Below are 20563 nucleotides of genomic sequence, written 5' to 3'. Positions count from 1 at the left end.
ATTTATCGCATTTCGATCTTGTATCCCGCTTTGCGCAGGGTATCCGCCACTTCTTTGGCATGCTGTGCATTCCGGGTCTCCAAGTCCAGCTCTACCCGGGTCACCCCCAGGGGGACGGAACGGTCCGCCCGGTCATGGTTGATGTAGAGGATATTGATCTTCATCTCTTCCAGATAGCTGACGAACTTCAACAGCTCTCCCGGACGGTCCACCATCCAGGTCACCAGTTTCACCCGGCGTCCGGTGCGCACCAGCCCCCGTTCGATGATCTGGGAAATGGTATTCACATCGATGTTCCCGCCGCTCACTACAGCCGCTGCCCGGTTGCTGCCCGGCACGATCTTATGGAGCAGAGCGGCCAGAGGCGCCGCCCCGGCTCCTTCCACCACCATTTTGCCCCGTTCCAGCATCAGCAGCATAGCCGCACAGATATCTTCTTCATTCACCAGCAACATATCGTCCACATACTGGTTGATCAGTTTCCAGGTGAGCTTCCCTGGGATCCCCACCGCGATTCCGTCGGCAATGGTCTTGCCCACTCCATGGGTCACCCATTTGCTTTCCTTTTTGCACAGGTACATGGCCGGAGCCTGTTCCGTCTGGACCCCGTACACTTTCACCTTGGGGTTCACCTGCTTCACCGCCGCTGCAATTCCCGCCAGGAGGCCGCCACCCCCTACGGGGACCACGATGCTTTCGATATAGGGATTCTGTTCCAGAATCTCCAGGCCGATGGTCCCCTGGCCGGCGATCACTGCCGGATCATCATAGGGATGGACGAAGTAGGCGCCGGTTTCCTGCTGGATTTCCTGGGCCTTGGACAGGGATTCATCAAAGGTCTTCCCGTAAAGCACTACATCCGCTCCGTAGCCCTTAGTGGCTTCGGCTTTGGCCAGAGGGGCCCCTTCCGGCATCACCACCGTGGATTTGCAGTGAGCCATCCGGCTTCCCAAGGCCACACCCTGGGCATGGGTCCCGGCAGAAGCCGCAATGATTCCCCGTGCCTTCTGTTCCTCGCTGAGGGTCATGATACAGTTGGACGCCCCTCTCACTTTAAAGGAACCGGTCCGCTGGAGGTTCTCCAGTTTCAAGTATACCTCCCGTCCGCTGATCTGGCTGAAAGTATGATTGCCTTCCAGCGGCGTTTTGTGGACCAGCTTTTCTAGCCGCTCCTGAGCAGCCCGGATGGTATCCAGGGAAATCATTTCTGTCATTTCGTCATCTCTCTCCTTTATCAGGTCTAGCGGGCGTTTGCCCGGTGCAGTGTTCCTTATAAGAGTTCCGGGATGATATCGATGGCTTTGGTGACATCATCCACGCCCCGGAGGGTCATCAGGGAAGCGTAATCCGTAATGATCTTTTTTTCCGGCATCCGGCTGGCAATGAAGAGATAGGTGCCCACCACTTCAGCGCCCACTTCTTCCGCCAGTTCCTGCATGCCTCGGGCCGTACCGCCGGCCCGCATGAAATCATCCACCACCAGGACCCGAGCCTTGGCCGGCAGGGCCTTCCGGGGCAGGGACATGGTCTGGATCTTCTTGCTGGATCCGCTCACATAGCTGATGGAGACCGCCGGTCCTTCAGTGATTCGGGCTTCTTTCCGGGCCATCACCATGGGGATGTTGAAGGCCCGGGCTGTGGAAAGGGCCAGGGATATCCCTTTGGCTTCCACGGTCATGATGTAATCCGGCCGCAGTTCCAGGGTCCGCTGCATGATGATCTCCCCCAGCCTGGCAGAGATCTGAGGATTGAACAGCAAATCGTTCATATAGATCATCCCTCCAGGCAGCAGCCGGGAAGGATCATTCAGTTTCTTGGCCAGGGTCCAAAGGAATTCGTTATCGGATTCCGGAGAATGGTAAGGGATGAAGCGCACCCCGCCGCTGGCTCCGGCCACCGTCTCGATGATCCCCAGGTCATAGGCAGAAAGCCCGTTGCGCACCGTCTGGACATCTTCACTGAGAGTGGATTTGGCCACGGTGAATTTCTCACAGAAATAAGAGAAGGGGAATAACTGGAATGGATGGTCATTCAGTTCCTTCGTAAGTGCTACAATACGTTCCAAGCGTTTGATTCTTGCCATTATGCTTTCCCTTCTTTCTTGTCCTTCACGGCCTGCTCTTCATTGGCCTCGATGACCTTCAGCAGTGTCCGTTCTGCATTTTCCATATGGAGCCGTACCGCTCTCTGGGCTTTTTCCACGTTCCGTTCTGCCAGGGCATCGATGATGTTCTGGTGTTCCTTGATCATATCCACCAGACGGCCCGGGTAGGGCATGGAGCGTCCCCGGATGGCAGTGATCTGTTCCCGCAGGTTGCTGATGATGTTCATGCACCGCCGGTTCCGGCTGGCTTTGTAGATCACGTCATGGAAGGCTGTATCGTTTTCAATGATCTTCGGGTAATTCCGGGCATCGATCAGCGGGATATCCGTATCCAGCAGCCGCTGCATCTCTTTGACTTCTTCATCACTGATCCGTTCTGCCGCCAGCCCGGCCGCCAGTACGTCCAGAGCCGTCCGGATCTGATAGACTTCATTGATGTCCTGGATGGAAATATCCGCTACATAAGCGCCCCGGCGGGGAATCATGACCACCAGGCCTTCCAGTTCCATTTTCCGGATGGCTTCCCGGACCGGTGTCCGGCTGACTCCCATCTCTTCTGCCAGCTGCAGTTCCATCAGTCGCATCCCGGCCGGGAACTGGCCGCTGACGATGGCCTGGCGGATATTGTCCACCACCACATCCCGCAACGGTCTGTAACTGTCCAAAGGAATCTTATTCAAATGCTGCACCATGATCCTTCTACTCCTCCTGCACCGTGTGTGCTAATTCTATCTGTAAATCTCCCGCTTGTTTCTTCAGGGATTCTGCTGCCCGTCCCGCTGTCTCCCGATCCGGAAAAATGCCGAACACGGTGGGACCGCTGCCGCTCATCAGGGTCTTTTCCGCTCCCTGTCCCTGCAGCTGTTCTTTCAGCTTCCGGAGCACCGGATACCGGGCCACCGTCACCTTTTCCAGATCATTGCCCATCCGGTCCAGGATCCCCTGCCGGTCTCCCTGGCGGATGGCTCGTTCCAGTCCCTGGATGTCCAAAGGCTCCCGACCGGGTATCTTGTCGATTTCCCCGTACACCCAAGTCGTGGACACTTCCAAATCCCGGGGCTTTACCAGCACCATGTCCAGCCGGGGCACCGCCGGCAGCACGGTCATTCGTTCCCCCCGTCCCCGGGCCCGCTGGGTACCTCCGTACAGACAGAAAGGGACATCGCTGCCGATGGAGGCTGCCAGTTCCTCCAGAGCAGCCCGGTCCAGGGGTTTTCCGGAAAGGTCATTGAGGCCTCGGAGGACCGCTGCCGCATCGGTACTGCCCCCGGCCAGTCCGGCTGCCAAGAAGATCCGTTTGGCACAGGTCAGGTGATAAGAAATCGGTTTCCCTGTCCGCTGGGCAAAAGCCCAGGCCGCCTTCACCATCAGATTGCTACCGTCGCAGGGCAGCCCAGGATCGTCCGTCTCCACCCCGAAAGCTTCCGCCGGGACAAAGTTGATGCAATCTGCCAGAGAAATGGACTGCATAATCATATCCACCTGGTGGTAGCTATCCGTGCGCCGGCCCAGGACGCTGAGTCCCAGATTGATTTTTCCAAAGGCTGTTTCCTTCATTTTTCACTCCCTCTGTCTGACCGCTTTCATCATACTTCCCTGCTGCAAAAAGCAAAGCCCCTCCAGTAACGGTTCCGCATATGTATTCTGTATCCATATTATTGTATCGTGAAATGGGCCTGCCCGCAATAGTTCCACGGCTTTTTTATGAACATTTTTTCAAAGTTTTTTCACGAACGTTCTTTATTTAAATTTTCTGCTCTCGCTGGCAGAAAAATGATACAATAGAGGCACATTCCATTTGCGGGGGGAGGTCTCATCTGTGAAAAAGCTCTGCATCCGTTATCTCATGACGGCCCTGGGCTGCTTCATCATGGCTCTTGCCATCAATTGCTTCTTCGTCCAGCACCGTTTCCTGTCCGGCGGGATATCTGGCGTCTCCATGATCCTGTATTATCTCACCGGCTGGCCCCCTGGCATTACCAGCCTCGTCTTCAACATCCCTCTGTTCTACATCGCCTGGAAATACATGAGCCGCCAGTTCTTCATCGACAGCGTCATCGGGACGGTGCTGTTTTCCCTGGCCCTGGACGGCACGGCCTTCGTCCAGTCTTACGTCACCATCCCGGACAAGCTCCTCTGCTGCATCGCCGGGGGAGCCTTGGGCGGATTGGGAGGGGCCCTGGTATACCGGTCCGAAGCTTCCACAGGAGGTGTGGACATCCTGGGTTTCCTGACCAAGAAATACTACAACATCTCCGTGAGCACCACCAATTTCCTGTTCGATACCGTGGTCATGATGGCCGCTGTGATCTTCCTGGGGCTGACACCGGTGCTCTACAGTATGGTGATGTTCTTCATCACCTTCAAAGCCACTAACGTGTTCATGGTAGGGTTCGACTACAAGAAACAAGTCATCATCGTCTCCACCCATGCTGACGAGATCGGCCAGCGGATCATGGATGAAGTGAACCGGGGCATCACCGTGCTCCATGGAGAAGGGGGCTATACCCAGCGCCCTCTGCGGATCATCATGGTGGTGGTGAAGCTGACCCAGCTGGCCCACCTGGAAAAGATCATCAAGGAAGTGGATCCCGTAGCCTTCGTGACCATCCAGGACGCCAATAATGTATTCGGCCGGGGCTTCACCCAGCCCAATCTGGATCTGGAAGAAGAGAAGAGACTGAGGAAATAGGGGCTATTGCATACGCAACAGCCCCTATTTTTTACCGATTGATCAAATTGATGAAGACCATGATGATCCCTGAATTGCAGAAGTCGATGAACATAGCGCCCACCAACGGCACCGCGAAGAAAGCCCGGGGCGCCGGACCATAGTTGGATGTAATGGCACTCATATTGGCCATGGCATTGGGCGTGGCCCCCATCCCGAAGCCGCACACTGCAGAAACTTCCACCGCGGCATCATAATCCCGGCCCATGGCCCGGAAGACCACAAAGGTCGTATAGAGGGCCATGAACAGGACTTGGGCCACGGCGATGATGAAGAGAGGACCGGCAATATCGAACAGTTCCCAGATCCGCAGGCTCATCATAGCCAGGGACAGGAAGATGTTCAGGCTCACATCCCCCACCGTACCCAGTTCATGCATGGGGACCATCAGCTTTCCATGGGAATGGTCGGAAATATTCCGGATCACCGCGGCCACCAGCATGGACCCGATATATCCCGGAAAAGTCAGTCCGATGCTGGTGAAGAACTTGCTCACCAGGGTCCCCAGCCCCATGGACACCAAGATTTCTCCAAAGGCCAGCATGAAATTCTCCGCTGTCATGGTCAGCGGTGCGTTCTCCTCCATACTGCGGGCTTTTTCCAGGGATTCTGCCTCATCTTCCTGGGTGCTGTGGAGATGGAATTTTTCCAGCAGCCGGTGGGCTACCGGTCCCCCCATCAGGGACCCAGAGATCAGGCCGAAGGTCGCCATGGCGATGGCTACCGTAGTGGCCCGTTCCGCCCCCATCTTTTCCAGCATGGGCCCGAAAGCCCCAGAAGTACCATGGCCGCCCACCAGGGGAATGGACCCGGCACACAGACCCAGGAGGGGATGCAGCCCGGTCACTTTAGCCAGCACCACCCCGATGATATCCTGGAAGGTGATGAGTACGGCACAGACCAGTGTCAGGACCAGGACATCCCGGCCGCCTTTTTTCAGCAGCACATAACTGGCGCTGAAGCCCACGCTGGTGAAGAACATATTCATGAAAAAGCTCTGCTGGACCGTATCCAGTTTCACAGCTCCGGCTCCTGATTCGAACAGGGCCAGGTTCAGCAGGGCAAACAATACACCCCCGATGACCGGATTGGGGATGCAGTAGGTCTGGAGCAGGCGGATGTTCTTTTTGAGCACCTTCCCCAGATAATACAGCAGAATCCCCACCGCAAGGGTTTGATATGAATTTAATGCAAGCATCGTCGTGCGTTTCCTCCTTTTTATCGTTGACTGAGCAGAGCCAGCAGCACTTCCTCCAGCCGGGCCCAGGTCCGTCCTCCCTGCCGGGATTCAGCGGCCAGCCTGGCCAAATCGATCATCCCTGATTCCAGCGTTTCGGCCGAAAAATGACGGCTGTGCTGCAGGGCCATCTTGACGGCAAAGGGATGGAGCTTCAACGTCGCAGCCATGGCCTCTGGCCCGGCTCCTTTTCCCAGCAGTTCCTTCACCTGGAGCAGGCGCCGGAGAGAAGCATAAAGGCGCAGGATCAGGATGGTCAGCCCTTCCCCGTTTTTCTTCCGTTCTTCCTGCAGCAGCACCAGGGCCTTGTCCAGGTTCCGTTCCTCCACTGCATTCCCTAGGGCGAAGCCGGAGATTTCCGGCAGCTGGGAAAACATCTGGTCCACATCCTCGGCCTGCCACAGTTTCCGTGCTCCTGCATAGAGGGCGATTTTCCTGATTTCTTGTTCCAGGAACAGCAAAGGGACAGGGTCCGCTGCCGCTGCATATTCCTGGATCCGTTCCATGGCGCCTGGCGTGAACCGGGCCCCATAGGCAGCCGCTTGGTTCCGGAGCCAGGGCTGCAGCTGATAGGAGCGGAGAGGCGAACACTCCACCATGGGTGCCTTTTTGCTCAGGGTCTTATAAAAGATTTGTCTTTTGTCTAGTTTTCCGCATATACAGTATACAAAGGCATAATCCGGCACATCCGTCAACAACTGGATCAGTCCTTCGACGGAAGTGAGCCCCTTCTTCTTTCCTTTGCCGCCAGCCTTGCGGCTTCCCGTTTTTTCCTTATCGGCCAGGATCCGTGGTTCTTCCAGGACCACCCAATTCTGTCCGCCGAAAAAAGGGACGCTGTTGATGGCTTCCCTCAGGGCTTCCAGCTCGAAATCCCGCTGAAAGAACCATTCCGTCGGTTCTTCCCCGGAAGCGAATGCTTTTTCCCGGAAAGCCTTTCCCACGGCTTTCTTGAAATATTCCTCCTCTCCCCAGGCGATGACAACGTGGGGACACGCTGGATTTTTCCGCAGATTTTCCAGAAACACATCTGCTGTACTGTTCACATCCGATTCACTCCTAGAAACAATCTTGTTGCCAGCGATAACTATACCATACCGGACCCCATTCGTCAAAAATCACCTTGATGGCCCCCGCCTGGTCCGTCCGGGCCACAGGGATCCGGAATCCCTCCAGTCTGTCCAGGGTTTCTGGGTGGGGATGACCGAACCGGTTCCGCCGGCCCACAGAGATCACTGCCAGACGGGGATCCACGGCTGCCAGGAATCCTTCATCGGAGGAAGTCTTAGACCCGTGATGGGCGATTTTCAGCACGTCGCTCCGGACGGCTTTGCCGGCAGCAGCCTGCTCCGTCCCTGCCGGAGCATCTCCCGTGAACAGGAGACTGTGTCCACCGCAGCGGACCCGGACAATGGCAGAATTTTCGTTCCCGCTCCCTTCTCCTTCTCCAGTTTCAGGTGCCTCCACAATATCCAGTATACTATTTTTTTGCTGTATTTTTTGATTTGATTCTATTTTGCCGACAAAATTTATATTTTTTCGCAAATTTCTATCGTTTATCACATTTTCTACGTATTTACTGTCATTTTCATGTGTAATCAGTAGTCTATCCACAGGAAACCACCGAACCAGCCCGGCCAGGCCGCCGGCATGATCCAGATGCCCATGGCTCAAAAGGACCAGGTCCACCTTCTCCGCTCCCAGATACCGCAGGAAAGGGACCAGGATTCGCTCTCCCGGGTCGAATTTTCCACCCATCCCTCCTGTATCCAGCAGGATGATATCCCGCTCCGGTGTGACCAGGACGGCACAGTCCCCCTGCCCCACATCCAGGAAATAGGCCGTGAAGACAGGCTCTCGGAAACGGGGGAGCAGCAGTCCCAAGGAGAGGCCGGCCGCCGCAGCCGCCAGGGTCCAGCGGCGCAGCTCCTTCCGCCAGGGCCGGAACCAGCCTTGTCCCAGGAGACCCAAGAGCAGCAGGAAATATAGGGGCCAGGTCCAGGAGCTGGGTGACCCGGTGATCAGCTGGGTCCCCGGCAGTCGGGCCAATTGTCCCCCGCCCCATAGGGCCGCGTTCAGCAGCCAGGAGACCCCGGCCAGTACAGGCCTTGCCAGAAGATCCAGACCGGCCAGGCCCAGGAACGCTCCTGCCATGCTGCCTGCCAGGCAGAAAGACAACAGGGGGACCAGGAGGAGATTGGCCAAGAGAGAAACCAGAGACAGCATATGGAAATGGTGTACCAGGAAAGGCAGGCTGAGCAGCTGGGCACTGAGAGGGATGGCCAGTCCCCGTGCCAGGATGCCGGGCAGGAAATGGCGCAGGCCGTCTGCCGCCGGCTGCCGCAGGGTCATCAGCCCCAGGGCCGCGGAAAAAGACAGCTGGAATCCTGGATCCAGGATCCACCAGGGATGCCAGGACAGCAGCAGGATCCCGGCCAGGCCCAGGAACGCCGTCCCCTCCGCTTTGCGCCGGCCGGCTTTGCCCCCAAGGGTGCCCAGCCCCAGGATCACGGCCCGGCAGACAGACGCCCGCAGGCCGCACAGGACTGCATAGCCTAAAAGGAAAAGCGTCAAAAAGGGTAAAGCCGCTTTCCGGGGAATCCGAAAGGACGCGGCTGTCCCGGCCAGGAGCCCCAACAGCAAAGCCACATGGCTGCCGGATACGGAAAGGAGATGGCTCAGCCCGCAGCGCTGGAACAGCCGCAGGACAGAAGGAGGGACATGGCGGCTGCCCCCCAGCAGCATCCCTTCCAATAGGGCACTGTCGTCCGGAGACAGGCCCCTTCTCAGAGACTGCCGGAAGGCTTCGCCCCACAGCCAGATCCGGTCTTGCCAGGAAGGCTCCGACGAAAGGAGGAGGGCACGGTTTCCCTCCCCCTGGAGCCGGCCCCCTTCTCCCTGGACCGCTGCCCGGTCTTCCGGACGCTGGCTCCCTGGATTGTAGAATCCATCGGGAGGCAGGAACCGTCCGGTCACCTGGACTTCCCCTATGGACAGGGGAAAAGATGCTTGCGGCAGGAAGACCCGTACCCTGCCCCGTTCCTCTTCCAATAAGAAGGATAGGCCTCCTTGGGGGAGAGGGTCCGCCGAACCAGGGACGATCCGTCCGGTCAAGGTCACAATCCGTTCCTGGAGGCCACTCATCTTCTGGGCAGCTGGGACACGTAGGCTGGCCTGGAGCCCTCCGGCACAGAAGAGACAGCCCAACAGAGCCAGTCGCAGGAACCAGGTCCCTTCCTCTCGTTTCCAGACCCACGCCGCCCCCAGGCAGCAGCCTAGGAGTCCCCAGATCCAATACGGCCAGGCGCCGGCAGACCTCAAGCCGGCCCAAGTCCCAGCCCCATACCCCAAGCTCCCCTGCAGCAGCAGATTCATCTCACACCTCCACCTGGTCCCGGAGCTTCCGGAATTTGGCCGGACCGATGCCGGAAACTTGCTGGAGGTCTTCGATCTTCTGGAACGGCTGTGCCTGCCGGTATTCCACGATCCTCTGGGCCAAGGCCGGCCCGATGCCGGGCAGCTCCGTCAATTCTTCAATCCCTGCCTGGTTCAGATTGATTTTCCCAGCAGCTCCCTGGCCCGTCTTTTTCCCTACAGCGGCAGGAGGAGTATCTTTCCTGCCGGAAGAGTTCCCCGTCTTTCGGGTATTTTTCTTTAGGAACGGCACATTGATCTGGCTGCCGTCTTTGCATTTCCTGGCCAGATTGACCCGGGTCAGATCCGCTTCCTCCGTAACGCCCCCGGCTTCAGCCAGGGCCTCCTGGAAACGGATCCCAGGAGGGACCTGATATAGCCCCGGTTCTTGGACAGCTCCGCTGATGTAGATGGTGATCCGTTTTTTCTTTTCTGTAGGTGCCTTTTCCGGCTGCACGGCAGACAGTGTCTCCGGCCGCTCTGTCCGCACTTCTCCCGCCTGCCAGAGGCTGCCTCCTGCACAGACCAGGACAAGGGCCAGGACTACCAGCCACTTTTTCTTTTCCCATGGATCCATGGAGAATCCCTCCTTTTGCAATGATCCTAGAGATGCCTTTCGACATCCGGAGAGAAACTCCTTCCCAGGTGGAAAAAGAGAGTCATTAAGTGCAAAAAGATGCAGTAAAGGGGTGTTGCACATTGCGTGCAACACCCCCTTCGTCATACGTCATACGCTTTTGGAAATCAATTTTCACAATATGATGGGCTGTTGCGCAGGCAACAGCCCCTTTATTTTACTTCGCTACGATATTCACCAGCCGGCCGGGGACGGCGATGACTTTCATCACCTTTTTGTCTCCGATGGCAGCTTTGACTTCTGCCTGTTCCAGGGCCAGGTTTCCCAGATCTTCTTTGCTGATTTCCGGAGCAGCCATGATCCGGGCCTTGGGTTTGCCGTTGACCTGGATCAGCACTTCCACCTGCTCCACTTTGATGGCTTCCGGGTCGTAGGTGGGCCAGGGTTCCTTATGGATGCTGGTCTCGCTGCCCATGGCATCATGCCACAGTTCTTCCGTGATATGGGGCGTGAAAGGCGCCAGCATCAGCAGCAGCTTGGAGATGGCTTCGTACACCAGACCGTCATTCACCGGTTCGGCTTTTTCCCGGTAGGCGTACAGGGCGTTCACCAGTTCCATCAGGGTGGAAATGGCGGTGTTGAAGTTGAACCGCTGGTCGATGTCCTCGGTGACCTTCTTCACGCTCACATGGAGGATGTGCCGCAGTTCCTCATCCGCTTTGTCCAGGTGAGCGGTGTCATAGGAGGTGACTTTCTTGGTCAGTACATCCTTAAAGTGATACACGATCCGCCATACCCGGTTCAGGAACCGGAAGGACCCTTCCACTCCCTGGTCGCTCCATTCCAGTTCCCGTTCCACCGGAGCGGCGAACATGATGAAGAGACGGGCGGTATCGGCCCCGAATTTCCCGACGATTTCTTCCGGGGACACCACGTTCCCCAGAGATTTGGACATCTTGGCTCCGTCCTTGATCACCATGCCCTGGGTCAGAAGGTTGGTGAAAGGTTCGTCCGCCTTCACCAGGCCGGCGTCGTGGAGCACCTTCATGAAGAACCGGGAATACAGCAGATGCAGGATGGCGTGTTCGATGCCCCCGATGTACTGATCTACCGGCATCCAGTGGTTCACGGCTTCTTCGCTGAAAGGAGCCTTGTCATTGTGGGGATCGGTGTAGCGCATATAGTACCAAGAAGAGCACAGGAAGGTATCCATGGTGTCCAGTTCCCGTTTGGCCGGGCCGCCGCATTTGGGGCAGGTACAATTGACGAACTTTTCACTGGTAGCCAGAGGAGAAGTGGCGCCGGCGTCGAATTTCACGTCCAGGGGCAGCTTCACCGGCAGATCTTTTTCCGGTACCAGCACTTCCCCACAGTGAGGGCAGTACACCACTGGGATGGGGCAGCCCCAATACCGCTGCCGGCTGATCAGCCAATCCCGGAGACGGTAGTTGATCCGCCGTTTGCCCAGGCCCTTTTCTTCCATGTAGTCGATGATGGCCTTCATGGCCTTGTGCATTTCCATGCCCGTGAAAGGACCAGCGTTCACCAGCACCCCGTCCTTGTCCTCATAGGCATCGGTCATTTCTTCCAGCTTCAGTTCCCGATCCTTGGGCTGGAGGGTGAGGATTTTCTTGATGCCGTATTTGGTGGCAAACAGCCAGTCACGATGGTCCCCGGTGGGCACGCCCATGACGGCGCCGGTACCGTAATCCACCAGTACATAGTTGGTGATCCAGATCTGGACCTTTTCCCCAGTGAGAGGATGGATGCAGTCCACCCCGGTGTACATGCCCAGTTTTTCCGATTCACTGCTGGTCCGTTCAATGTCGGAGGTGTTCTTCACCTGGTTGCAGAAGGCTTCCAGTTCGGCCTTTTTGGGGTTGTCCTTCAACAGTTCTTCCACCATGGGATGTTCCGGCGGGATGACCACGAAGGTGACCCCGTAAATGGTATCCGGACGGGTGGTGTACACCATAAGTCTTTTGTGGAGGCTGGGCACATCGAACCCGAATTCCAGCCCTTCGCTGCGGCCGATCCAGTTCTTCTGCATGGTCTTGACCCGTTCCGGCCAGCCCGGCAGCTTGGCCAGGTCATCCAGCAGCTGTTCGGCGTAGTCGGTGATCTTGAAGAACCACTGGCTCAGCTGTTTCTTTTCCACAGGCTGGTGGCAGCGCCAGCATTTGCCGTCTTCCACCTGTTCGTTGGCCAGCACGGTGCCGCAGGTGTCGCACCAGTTGACGGAAGCTTCCTTCTTCACCGCCAGGCCCCGTTTGTACATCAGTTCGAAGAACCACTGGGTCCATTTGTAGTAGTCTTCCTGGCAGGTGACCACTTTCCTGTCCCAGTCATAGGACAGCCCCAGTTCCTTCAGCTGCCGGGTCATGTTGGCGATGTTCTCCATGGTCCATTTGGCAGGGGGGATCTTGTGTTTGATGGCGGCATTTTCCGCAGGCATGCCGAAGGAGTCGAAGCCGATAGGATGCAGTACGTTGAAGCCCCGCATGGTCCGGAACCGGGCCACCACATCCCCGATGGAATAGTTCCGCACATGGCCCATGTGCAGGTTCCCAGAGGGATACGGGAACATTTCCAGCACATAGGATTTGGGCCGGGGATCCTCATTGCTGACCTGATAGGTCTTGTTGTCTTCCCAATACTGCTGCCACCGGGCTTCGATCTCGTGTGGCTCGTACTTTTCCTTGAACATGAACATACCTCCTAAAAAAGAAAACCCGTCTGAAACACCTTGCATAAGTTCTCTGGATTCAGTAACATATGAGTATTACAGTGGTTTTTGTCTGTGCAATAGATTCATTATATATTTCACATCTCATAAAGTCAACGCAGGAAGGAGTGGGAACTATGGCAATTTATGCCATGGGGGATCTGCATTTTTCTGGAGAGCCCCCCTCCAAGCCCATGGAAGTCTTTGGGGCCCAATGGCTGGGCCATCGGGATAAAATCATCGCAGACTGGAAAGGAAAAGTAAAGGAGGGAGACACCGTACTCCTGGTAGGAGACACTTCCTGGTCCATGGACCTGGCGGACGCGGTGGAAAAGGATCTGGGACCCTTGGCGGCCCTGCCCGGGGATCTGGTGCTCCTCAAGGGGAACCATGATTACTGGTGGGCTTCCCTGACAAAGATGGAAGCCGCCCTGCCCCCCTGTGTCCATTTTCTCCACAACACCTTTTACCAGACCGGGGACGTGGCCCTATGCGGCACCCGGGGTTGGAATCTACCCAGCATGCCCGGGTTCGGGGCCCACGACCAGCTGATCTATGACCGGGAATGCCAGCGGCTGGAACGGAGCCTGGCAGGGGCCCGGGAAGCCGGGGCCAGGCACCTCATCGCCGCCCTCCACTACCCTCCCCTGTACAATCCGGAGGAAGTCACCGGCTTCACAGAACTGTGCAAAAAATACCAGGTGGAACAGTGCATCTACGGCCATGTCCACGGGGATGCGGCCCATTTCCTGAACCTATTCCAGGGAGAACGGGACGGCACCCGATACCGGCTGGTGGCGGCAGATTACGTGGATTTCCGGCTGGTGAAAATCTGGGAATAAAGAAAGGGACCCATCGTGCATCAATATCTGTTTTTTATCGGAGATTTTCCTGTGCGGATGTACGGCCTGATGCTGTGCACCGCCATTTTCATGGCCACGGCGGTGGCTTATTTCCTGGCCTGGCGGGACGGCCGGGGCTGGGAGAAATATCTGCCGGACATCGGCATCTACGGTGGCTTCTGCGGCCTCATCGGAGCCCGGCTGTGGGATGTGTTCTTCTTTGACTGGGGCTATTACAGCCAGCACCTTGCCGAAATCCCCTTTGTGTGGCAGGGAGGCATGGCCATCCAGGGGGGCATCCTGGGCGGCGTCCTGGGCGGTGCCGTCTACTGCTGGCGGCACAAGGTGGACTGGATCGACATGCTGGACGTGATCTGCCCGGCCCTGTTCATCGGCCAGAGCGTGGGCCGCATGGCCAATCTCCTGAACGGGGACGCCTTCGGGGCCCCCACCGGCGGGGATTTTGGCATCCTGTACCCGGCCGGCACCCTGGCCCGTTCCACCTATGGAGCAGTTCCTCTTTGGCCAGCGGAAGTGTGGGAAGGCCAGGTGGATGTGATTCTCTTCGCCCTGCTGCTGCTGTTCCAGACCTCACGGCCTAAAAAAGGCCAGCCCTGCTGCCTCTATGTGATGCTCTACAGCGTGCTGCGATTCTTCCTGGAATTCCTCCGGGGAGATTACGTGGAGCCCATGGCCTTCGGACTGAAAAGTGCCCAGGTGACGGCTCTGGTGTCCTTTACCGTGGCACTGGTGCTGTTTGTGTGGGCTGGAATGAGAAAAAAGCCGGCTGCGTGATGCAGCCGGCTTAACGTCTTTTTTACTTCTTCCGATTGTAATTGATCAGGCACCCGTCCAGGATGATTTCCTTTTCTTCCTGAGTCAGGGGCTTACAGTACAGAGCGATGGCCACAGGGCCTGCTTTTTTCATGACGTAGCCCCGGATATTGTCCACGTCCCCTTCCAGGGCCTTCCGGATTTCCGGCAGGTAGATCCAGTCTCCCACCTCAAAGGCTGTAGGCTCCCCTTTCAGGTGCAGGGGCAGCATGCCCCAGTTGATCACATTGCTCCGGTACCGTTTGGTGGCATAGTCCTGGGTGATATTGGCCAGGCCCCCGATCACCCGCTGGCAGCTGGCGGCCTGTTCCCGGGCAGATCCGTCCCCGGGCCGGGTAGCATACACCAGGGACCCGATTTCCGTATTGGCCAGGGTAGCGTCTCCCGGCAGTTCCCGGATCCGGTCCAGCACCTCCGCCAGTTCCGGCAGGTCCTTCCCGGCTTCCCGGGCCAGTTCCAGTTCCTTCACCGCCTTGGTCCGTCCCACATATTCCGGATCCCGGCGGCTCAAGGTGAATTCCGCCAGCCCCAGGGGATTGGACCGGTAGGAAGAGGTTTCCCCGGAGGGAATCAGTTCGTCCGTGGTAGTCACCGGGTCCAAAATCTTGGAGCACACCTGGAGCAGCACATTGTCCCCCAGGGCGGGCATTTCCGGCCAGTCCTTGATATTGGGTCCGTAGAACAGCTTCTCTGCCGGTTCCGGTTTCCCGAACCCGTCGTAGACCCGGGCCCTATAGGCACTGTCGTCGTAGTGGTAAGCGGGCACATTCCCAAACACCTGGGCGAATTCTTCCGCGGAGGTAAGAATGCCGTTGTTGGCAGCGGTAGCAGCGATACTCCGGGCATCCATCAGTGCCACAGCGGCCATCTGTCCCTGGCCCGGCTTGGACCCTTCCCGATTGGGGAAGTTCCGGGTATTGTGCCGGATATACAGGCCGTTGTTCCCCGGGGTATCCCCGGCCCCGAAGCAGGGTCCGCAGAAGGCGGTCTTCACCACGGCCCCGGCGGCCATCAGGTCACCCAGCATCCCTTTCTTCATTAAATCCATGTACACCGGCAGGGAAGACGGATACACGTTCAGGGAGAATTCCCCGCTGCCCATGGACCGTCCCCGGAGCAGAGCGGCAGCTTCTGCCACATTGGAATAGTTGCCACCGGAGCAGCCACCGATGACCCCCTGCTGGACCTGGAGCTTCCCGTCCCGGATTTTATCGGTGAGAGTGTAGGACGCCCGGCCCCGGGCCACTTCTGCCGCTTTCTTTTCCGTCTCCCGGAGGATATCTTCCAGGTTGGCGTTCAGTTCGTCGATGGTATAAGCATTAGAAGGATGGAAAGGCAGGGCGATCATGGGTTTCACCGTGGACAGGTCCAGGGTGATGCAGCCGTCGTAATAGGCCACGGCCCCCGGGTTCAGTTCCCGGTACTCCTCTTCCCGGCCGTGTTCCTGCAAAAAGGTCCGGGTATCCTCATCCGTCCGCCAAATGGAGGACAGACAGGTGGTTTCCGTGGTCATCACATCCACCGCATTCCGGTAATCGGTGGTCATGGAGGAAACCCCCGGCCCCACAAATTCCATCACCTTGTTCTTCACATAGCCGTTCTGGAATACCGCCCGACACAGTGCCAGAGCGATATCCTGAGGCCCCACCCAGGGCTGGGGTCGGCCGGTCAGGTACACGGCAACCACTTCCGGATAGTCCGTATCCCAGGTGTCCCCCAGGATCTGCTTGTCCAGCTCGCCGCCCCCTTCTCCCACGGCCATGGTGCCCAGGGCCCCATAGCGGGTGTGGGAATCGGATCCCAGGATCATCTTTCCGCAGCCGGCGTGCATTTCCCGCATGTACTGGTGGATTACCGCCACATGGGGCGGCACGAAGATGCCCCCGTACTTTTTGGCAGCGGTAAGGCCGAAGAGATGGTCGTCCTCGTTGATGGTTCCTCCCACCGCGCACAGGGAGTTGTGGCAGCAGGTGAGCACATAGGGCAGGGGGAAATGGTCCATGCCGGAAGCCCGGGCGGTCTGGATGATCCCCACATAGGTCAGGTCATGGGAAGTCAGAGCGTCGTAGCGGATCTTCAGCTTCTTCGGGTCCCCGCTGGTGTTGTGGCTCTGGAGGATGCTCCAGGCAATGGTCCCCTGCCGGCCGGTTTCCCGGTCCACAGGCTGCCCGGCTCTGGCCTGGGCGGTGGCTTGATTTTCTTCCGGGAACAGGTCCCGGCCGTTGAGCAGATAGGCTCCGTTTTTGTATAATTCCATTTCATTCACCTCATTGACAGATTACTGGAACAGGCCGCCCAGATTGAACACGTGGAGGGCCGCCATGAGCACGTTGACCCCCACATTGGCCACACTGAGCAGGAACAGGGTCTTGAACATTTTGTTCATTTCATAGGTAGTGGTTTCCCGGGCCGCCGAATAGGAGGACATGATGATGGCGCCACCGGTGGACAGGGGGCTGATGGCCGCCGCAAAGGAAGTAGCGGTAATGGCGGAAATCAGTTCCACATATCCCACCTGCCCAGCAAAGTTCCCGGTGATCTGGTGGGCAATGGGATACAGGGCGGGCATCACCACACCGGTGGTGGAGCTGACCCAGGACAGGATCCCGCTGGTGGCAGCCATGATGGGCACCGCCGTGGCTTCGGTCATGAGAGAAGCCAGGAAGTCGGACACCAGTTTCACTCCTCCCAGTTTGGTGATGACGCTGACCAGCACCCCCACCCCGCAGATCATCATCAAGGTGCCCCAGGGAATCTGCCGGATGGCCTGTTTTTCATCCGCGCATTTCAGCAGGATCAGTACTGCAGCCGCCACAAAGGCGAACAGGCCCGTATCCATCTTGAAGCCGATGCAGAAGATGACCATTACGGCAATGGCGGTCATTGTGATTTTCTGTTCCCGGTTGAAGGCAGGGATGTCGGCCAGCTTCAGCGGGTTGTCCCCGCTCACCTTGTACCCTTTGTACAACAGGTAGACGATGACGGTGAACACGAACCCGGACAGGAGGGTGGTAAGGAACAGGTGGAGGCCGAAGCCGCTGATTCCGTAGGGTTCCGACAGGTTCCGAGCCAAAATCCCGGTGAGGGACATAGGAGACGCACAGCCGGCGTTGGCCCCCAGCTTGGCGTACAGGGCGGTGGCCATGGGATTGATTTTCAGTTCAAAAGCCAGGTATACCGCAAAGGTGGTCATCAGGATCCCGGCGGCGATGTGGCCGGGTCCGATGGCAGAAATGAAGGCGCTGAGCACGAACATCAGGATGGGGATCAGATAGGTCCGTTTCCCCACCAGGGCTACCACCTTCTTGGAAAACAGGTCCAGGGTGCCGTTGGCGGAAGCCATGCCGAACAGGAAAGTGACCCCCACCAGGGTGACGAACATGGAACTGGAAAAGCCCCCTACGATGGCCTTCACCGGTACGCCTCCGGCCATGCCCAAGAGGAAGGCTGCCCCGATGGAAAAGAAGCCGATATTGATTTTTTTGATGAAGCCGATGGCGACCACCAGGGCCAACACCAGCAGTGAGATGATACGGAAATCCATGGTACGTTCTCCTTTCCTGGTCCCTCAGAGCCGGACCCGGGCCAAGCCTTCCAGCAGCAGATTGGCGGTGCGGTAGCCGAAGGTATCCCGGATGCCGGGCACAGGGCCTTCCCCTTCCGGATCCACCCCGCAGGGCAGGATGCCTCCCGGATGACCGATCCGGATATCCTGGAGATCACAGCCGGGCCGGAGCACCTGCCGGACCAGGGTTCCGGGAACCGCCGCAGCCGCCGCGGTGCACATGGCCCCTGTCATGGCATAGCTGGGATGGGTCTTCTGCATGGACATCATCCGGGCCACCAGGTCCACCTGGTCCGCCTGCACCTTTTCTCCTGCGGAGGTGGTGTATTCCTGGGACGGCGCTACCAGGGTCATCTTGGGCAGCCCTGGGGTGACCCAGGCCGCTTCTTCCGGGGTACTGCACAGCCCCAGCTTCACTGCCGCCAGGCCCCGGATGGTTTCCAGCAGCCGGAGCAGGTCCGGATCCCCGTTGATGGCGTCCGGGAGTTCCGTCCCCCCAAGGCCCAGATCCGCCGCCCTCACGAACACCAGGGGATTGGCTGCATCTACCAAGGACACTTCCACCGGTCCCCGGCCGGGCACTTCCAACACATCCACCGGATTCCCAGTAGGCAGCAGTCCCTTCCCCAAAGTCCCGGCTGGATCCACGAACCGCAGCTTCAGAGGCGCCGCCGTACCGGGCACCCCGGCGATCCGGAAATCTCCTTCGTATTTCACCTGGCCCTCAGAAGTAGGGACTTCTTCCTGGATCACCTTGCCGGTGTTGGTGTTGTAGATCCGCACCAGGGTGCTCCCTTCCAGGGCGGGCACCAGTTTCTTCTCGATGGCGAAGGGTCCCACTCCGGAAGAGATATTCCCACAGTTGCCCCCGTAGCTGACCACCGCCTTGTCCACGGACACCTGGGCGAAGGTGTAGTCCACATCTGCATCGGGCCGGTCCGATTTCCGCAGGATGGCCACCTTGCTGGTCACCGACTGGCTTCCTCCCAGCCCGTCGATCTGTTTCTTGTCCGGGCTGCCCATGAGCCGCAGCAGCAGGCTGTCCCATTCCTTCCGGTTGGCCGGCAGGTCTTTTTCCAGCAGATAGACTCCCTTGCTGGTGCCTCCCCGCAGCAGAGTTACCGGTAATCTGTATACTTTTTCCATGGTGTACCCCTCTCTGGATTCGTTCCGAACCCCAAGTTCTTTTCATGGCTTTATGGTACCAGAATTATCAGAATAGGTTAAATTCATCTTTTGCTGTTTTACCATGAATTAAATTCATGTTTTGAGCAAAAAAAGACCGGACAGACCGGGGATGATTGTACAGTTTCCCGTCTGTCCGTTTTTTATTTCCATAGATTGTAAAATAGCCCTGGCCAAGCTCTGGCAGAAGCTGTACTTTTTTTATTTTCCGTAAAATAGATTCAATTCATGGAATTCATATTCCCCATGGATTTTTCCCATAGTTTACGATATAATCAGGAAAAAACAGGGAGGATGCCATGGATTTCAAAGAACTCACCTACGTGCTGGCCATTGCCCGCCACCAGAACATCACCCGGGCCGCCGAAGCCCTCCATCTCACCCAGCCCACTCTGTCCAAATTCCTCAAGACCCTGGAAGCAGAGCTCCACCAGCCCCTGTTCCAGCGCCTGGGAAACCGGTATCAGCCCACCTACGCCGGAGAACGATACCTCCAGCGGGCCCGGGAGATCCTGGAAGCCAAACGGGCCCTGGACCAGGAAATGGGCGACATCATCAAGAACAACGAAGGGTATCTGAAGATCGGATTCCCTACCATGCGGGGCACCTACATGCTGCCTGTGACTCTGCCCATTTTCCACGACCGGTATCCCAATGTGCGGATCGATGTCCACGAGGCCAATTCCGAACATCTGGTGAAGCTGCTGCTGGAAGGGGACATCGACCTGGTCTTCTTCAACTACCTGGACCCGGAGCCGGGACTGGCCACCACGGTGATCAGCCGGGAGGAAGTGGTGCTGGTGATGAATAAAGACAGCGAATTTACCCGGTTCGGCCGAAAAAAGAAGGACTGCCGGTATCCCCATATGGACCTGCGGCTGCTGAAGGACCAGGGATTCATCCTCCAGAACCCTAGCCAAAAGACCCGGCAGGTAGTGGACCGGCTGTTCCGCCAGCAACACCTGGAGCCCCGGATTATCCTAGAGACCAAGAACATCCAGGCCGAGGCAGAACTGGCTGCCCGGGGGTATGGATTCACCTTCATCACCGAGACCCATCTGAAGTACATCCCGGACCGGAGCCAGCTGGCCCTATTTTCCGTAGGCAGCCCCAGCACCACCGTAACCTTCGTGGCCGCCTACCGGAAAAACGGCTACTTGCCCTTCCACGCCCAGGAATATATCAAGGTGGTGAAGGAGTTTACGTAAGGAAAAGGGGCTGCTGCACGTTAATGGTCGATGAGACCTCTTGAAAGCCCTTTTATCTGTGTCCTGTCATTATGGACTAAAAGAGGCATCGAAAATGATCCATCATTTTTCGATGCCTCTTTCTTTGTCTTTCAGTCCGCC

16 protein-coding genes are annotated in these 20563 nt (G+C 57.6%); 4 read left to right on the top strand and 12 right to left on the bottom strand.

What is annotated here, in order from left to right; translation table 11 throughout:
* Positions 1-2 precede the first annotated feature (2 nt).
* From ilvA to ispE, 4 genes are read right to left on the bottom strand one after another with little or no spacing between them, the layout of a single operon-like run.
* On the bottom strand, positions 3-1214 hold the full coding sequence (gene ilvA / locus ACTUHY_RS11030; RefSeq protein WP_442827755.1) for a threonine ammonia-lyase: 1212 nt from the start codon (positions 1212-1214) through the stop codon (positions 3-5).
* Between the two features lie 56 nt (positions 1215-1270).
* Positions 1271-2083, bottom strand: a complete 813-nt coding sequence (gene purR / locus ACTUHY_RS11025; protein WP_278675154.1) for a pur operon repressor — start codon at positions 2081-2083, stop codon at positions 1271-1273.
* The gene (locus tag ACTUHY_RS11020; RefSeq protein ID WP_278675155.1) at positions 2083-2796 is read right to left on the bottom strand and encodes a GntR family transcriptional regulator; all 714 of its coding nucleotides are present in this window, start codon (positions 2794-2796) and stop codon (positions 2083-2085) included. Before ACTUHY_RS11020 ends, purR begins: the two co-directional genes overlap by 1 nt.
* Positions 2797-2803: 7 nt before the next feature.
* Positions 2804-3661 (bottom strand): 4-(cytidine 5'-diphospho)-2-C-methyl-D-erythritol kinase, encoded by an 858-nt coding sequence (ispE, locus tag ACTUHY_RS11015; RefSeq protein WP_442827754.1) that lies wholly within the window; start codon positions 3659-3661, stop codon positions 2804-2806.
* 262 nt (positions 3662-3923) lie between these two features.
* Here ispE and ACTUHY_RS11010 point away from each other — a divergent pair, with 262 nt between their 5' ends.
* Positions 3924-4796, top strand: a complete 873-nt coding sequence (locus tag ACTUHY_RS11010; RefSeq protein ID WP_278675157.1) for a YitT family protein — start codon at positions 3924-3926, stop codon at positions 4794-4796.
* 31 nt (positions 4797-4827) lie between these two features.
* On the opposite strand, the gene gltS is transcribed toward ACTUHY_RS11010, so the two are convergent.
* The 5 genes from gltS to leuS form a co-directional block, all read right to left on the bottom strand.
* On the bottom strand, positions 4828-6033 hold the full coding sequence (gene gltS, locus ACTUHY_RS11005) for a sodium/glutamate symporter (RefSeq protein ID WP_442827753.1): 1206 nt from the start codon (positions 6031-6033) through the stop codon (positions 4828-4830).
* Between the two features lie 20 nt (positions 6034-6053).
* Positions 6054-7118 (bottom strand): DNA polymerase III subunit delta, encoded by a 1065-nt coding sequence (holA, locus tag ACTUHY_RS11000; RefSeq protein ID WP_442827752.1) that lies wholly within the window; start codon positions 7116-7118, stop codon positions 6054-6056.
* 13 nt (positions 7119-7131) lie between these two features.
* The gene (locus ACTUHY_RS10995; protein ID WP_442827751.1) at positions 7132-9447 is read right to left on the bottom strand and encodes a DNA internalization-related competence protein ComEC/Rec2; all 2316 of its coding nucleotides are present in this window, start codon (positions 9445-9447) and stop codon (positions 7132-7134) included.
* Between the two features lies 1 nt (position 9448).
* Positions 9449-10063, bottom strand: coding sequence for a ComEA family DNA-binding protein (locus ACTUHY_RS10990; RefSeq protein WP_442827750.1), 615 nt, complete (start codon positions 10061-10063; stop codon positions 9449-9451).
* A gap of 217 nt (positions 10064-10280) precedes the next feature.
* Positions 10281-12770, bottom strand: a complete 2490-nt coding sequence (gene leuS, locus ACTUHY_RS10985; protein WP_442827749.1) for a leucine--tRNA ligase — start codon at positions 12768-12770, stop codon at positions 10281-10283.
* Positions 12771-12925: 155 nt separating this feature from the next.
* Here leuS and ACTUHY_RS10980 point away from each other — a divergent pair, with 155 nt between their 5' ends.
* On the top strand, positions 12926-13630 hold the full coding sequence (locus tag ACTUHY_RS10980; protein ID WP_442827748.1) for a metallophosphoesterase: 705 nt from the start codon (positions 12926-12928) through the stop codon (positions 13628-13630).
* A gap of 15 nt (positions 13631-13645) precedes the next feature.
* Complete coding sequence (gene lgt / locus ACTUHY_RS10975; RefSeq protein WP_442827747.1) at positions 13646-14425, top strand: prolipoprotein diacylglyceryl transferase; 780 nt, start codon at positions 13646-13648, stop codon at positions 14423-14425.
* A gap of 22 nt (positions 14426-14447) precedes the next feature.
* Here the strand turns inward: lgt and ACTUHY_RS10970 are convergent, their stop codons facing one another.
* Genes ACTUHY_RS10970 through ACTUHY_RS10960 form a run of 3 tightly spaced genes read right to left on the bottom strand, consistent with a single transcriptional unit; the run spans position 14448 to position 19175 of the window.
* A complete protein-coding gene (locus ACTUHY_RS10970; RefSeq protein ID WP_442827746.1) occupies positions 14448-16721 on the bottom strand; it encodes a hydratase in 2274 nt (757 codons plus the stop codon).
* A gap of 21 nt (positions 16722-16742) precedes the next feature.
* Complete coding sequence (locus ACTUHY_RS10965; RefSeq protein ID WP_442827745.1) at positions 16743-18008, bottom strand: SLC13 family permease; 1266 nt, start codon at positions 18006-18008, stop codon at positions 16743-16745.
* A 24-nt stretch (positions 18009-18032) separates the two neighbouring features.
* On the bottom strand, positions 18033-19175 hold the full coding sequence (locus ACTUHY_RS10960; RefSeq protein WP_442827744.1) for a 2-methylaconitate cis-trans isomerase PrpF family protein: 1143 nt from the start codon (positions 19173-19175) through the stop codon (positions 18033-18035).
* Positions 19176-19513: 338 nt separating this feature from the next.
* Here ACTUHY_RS10960 and ACTUHY_RS10955 point away from each other — a divergent pair, with 338 nt between their 5' ends.
* A complete protein-coding gene (locus ACTUHY_RS10955) occupies positions 19514-20422 on the top strand; it encodes a LysR family transcriptional regulator (protein ID WP_442827743.1) in 909 nt (302 codons plus the stop codon).
* Positions 20423-20563: the final 141 nt, after the last annotated feature.

The organism is Acidaminococcus nyctereutis, from assembly GCF_052216985.1.
Lineage (GTDB): Bacteria > Bacillota > Negativicutes > Acidaminococcales > Acidaminococcaceae > Acidaminococcus > Acidaminococcus fermentans_A.
This window is presented reverse-complemented; position numbering and strand designations above follow the sequence as displayed.

Coding starts and splice junctions, on each gene's coding strand:
- ACTUHY_RS10970 (WP_442827746.1), bottom strand. CDS start 16,721: ATGGAATTATACAAAAACGGAGCCTATCTGCTCAACGGCCGGGACCTG.
- ACTUHY_RS10990 (WP_442827750.1), bottom strand. CDS start 10,063: ATGGATCCATGGGAAAAGAAAAAGTGGCTGGTAGTCCTGGCCCTTGTC.
- ispE (WP_442827754.1), bottom strand. CDS start 3,661: ATGAAGGAAACAGCCTTTGGAAAAATCAATCTGGGACTCAGCGTCCTG.
- ACTUHY_RS10960 (WP_442827744.1), bottom strand. CDS start 19,175: ATGGAAAAAGTATACAGATTACCGGTAACTCTGCTGCGGGGAGGCACC.
- ilvA (WP_442827755.1), bottom strand. CDS start 1,214: ATGACAGAAATGATTTCCCTGGATACCATCCGGGCTGCTCAGGAGCGG.
- ACTUHY_RS10955 (WP_442827743.1), top strand. CDS start 19,514: ATGGATTTCAAAGAACTCACCTACGTGCTGGCCATTGCCCGCCACCAG.
- ACTUHY_RS10980 (WP_442827748.1), top strand. CDS start 12,926: ATGGCAATTTATGCCATGGGGGATCTGCATTTTTCTGGAGAGCCCCCC.
- ACTUHY_RS10965 (WP_442827745.1), bottom strand. CDS start 18,008: ATGGATTTCCGTATCATCTCACTGCTGGTGTTGGCCCTGGTGGTCGCC.
- purR (WP_278675154.1), bottom strand. CDS start 2,083: ATGGCAAGAATCAAACGCTTGGAACGTATTGTAGCACTTACGAAGGAA.
- gltS (WP_442827753.1), bottom strand. CDS start 6,033: ATGCTTGCATTAAATTCATATCAAACCCTTGCGGTGGGGATTCTGCTG.
- ACTUHY_RS11020 (WP_278675155.1), bottom strand. CDS start 2,796: ATGGTGCAGCATTTGAATAAGATTCCTTTGGACAGTTACAGACCGTTG.
- ACTUHY_RS10995 (WP_442827751.1), bottom strand. CDS start 9,447: ATGAATCTGCTGCTGCAGGGGAGCTTGGGGTATGGGGCTGGGACTTGG.
- leuS (WP_442827749.1), bottom strand. CDS start 12,770: ATGTTCAAGGAAAAGTACGAGCCACACGAGATCGAAGCCCGGTGGCAG.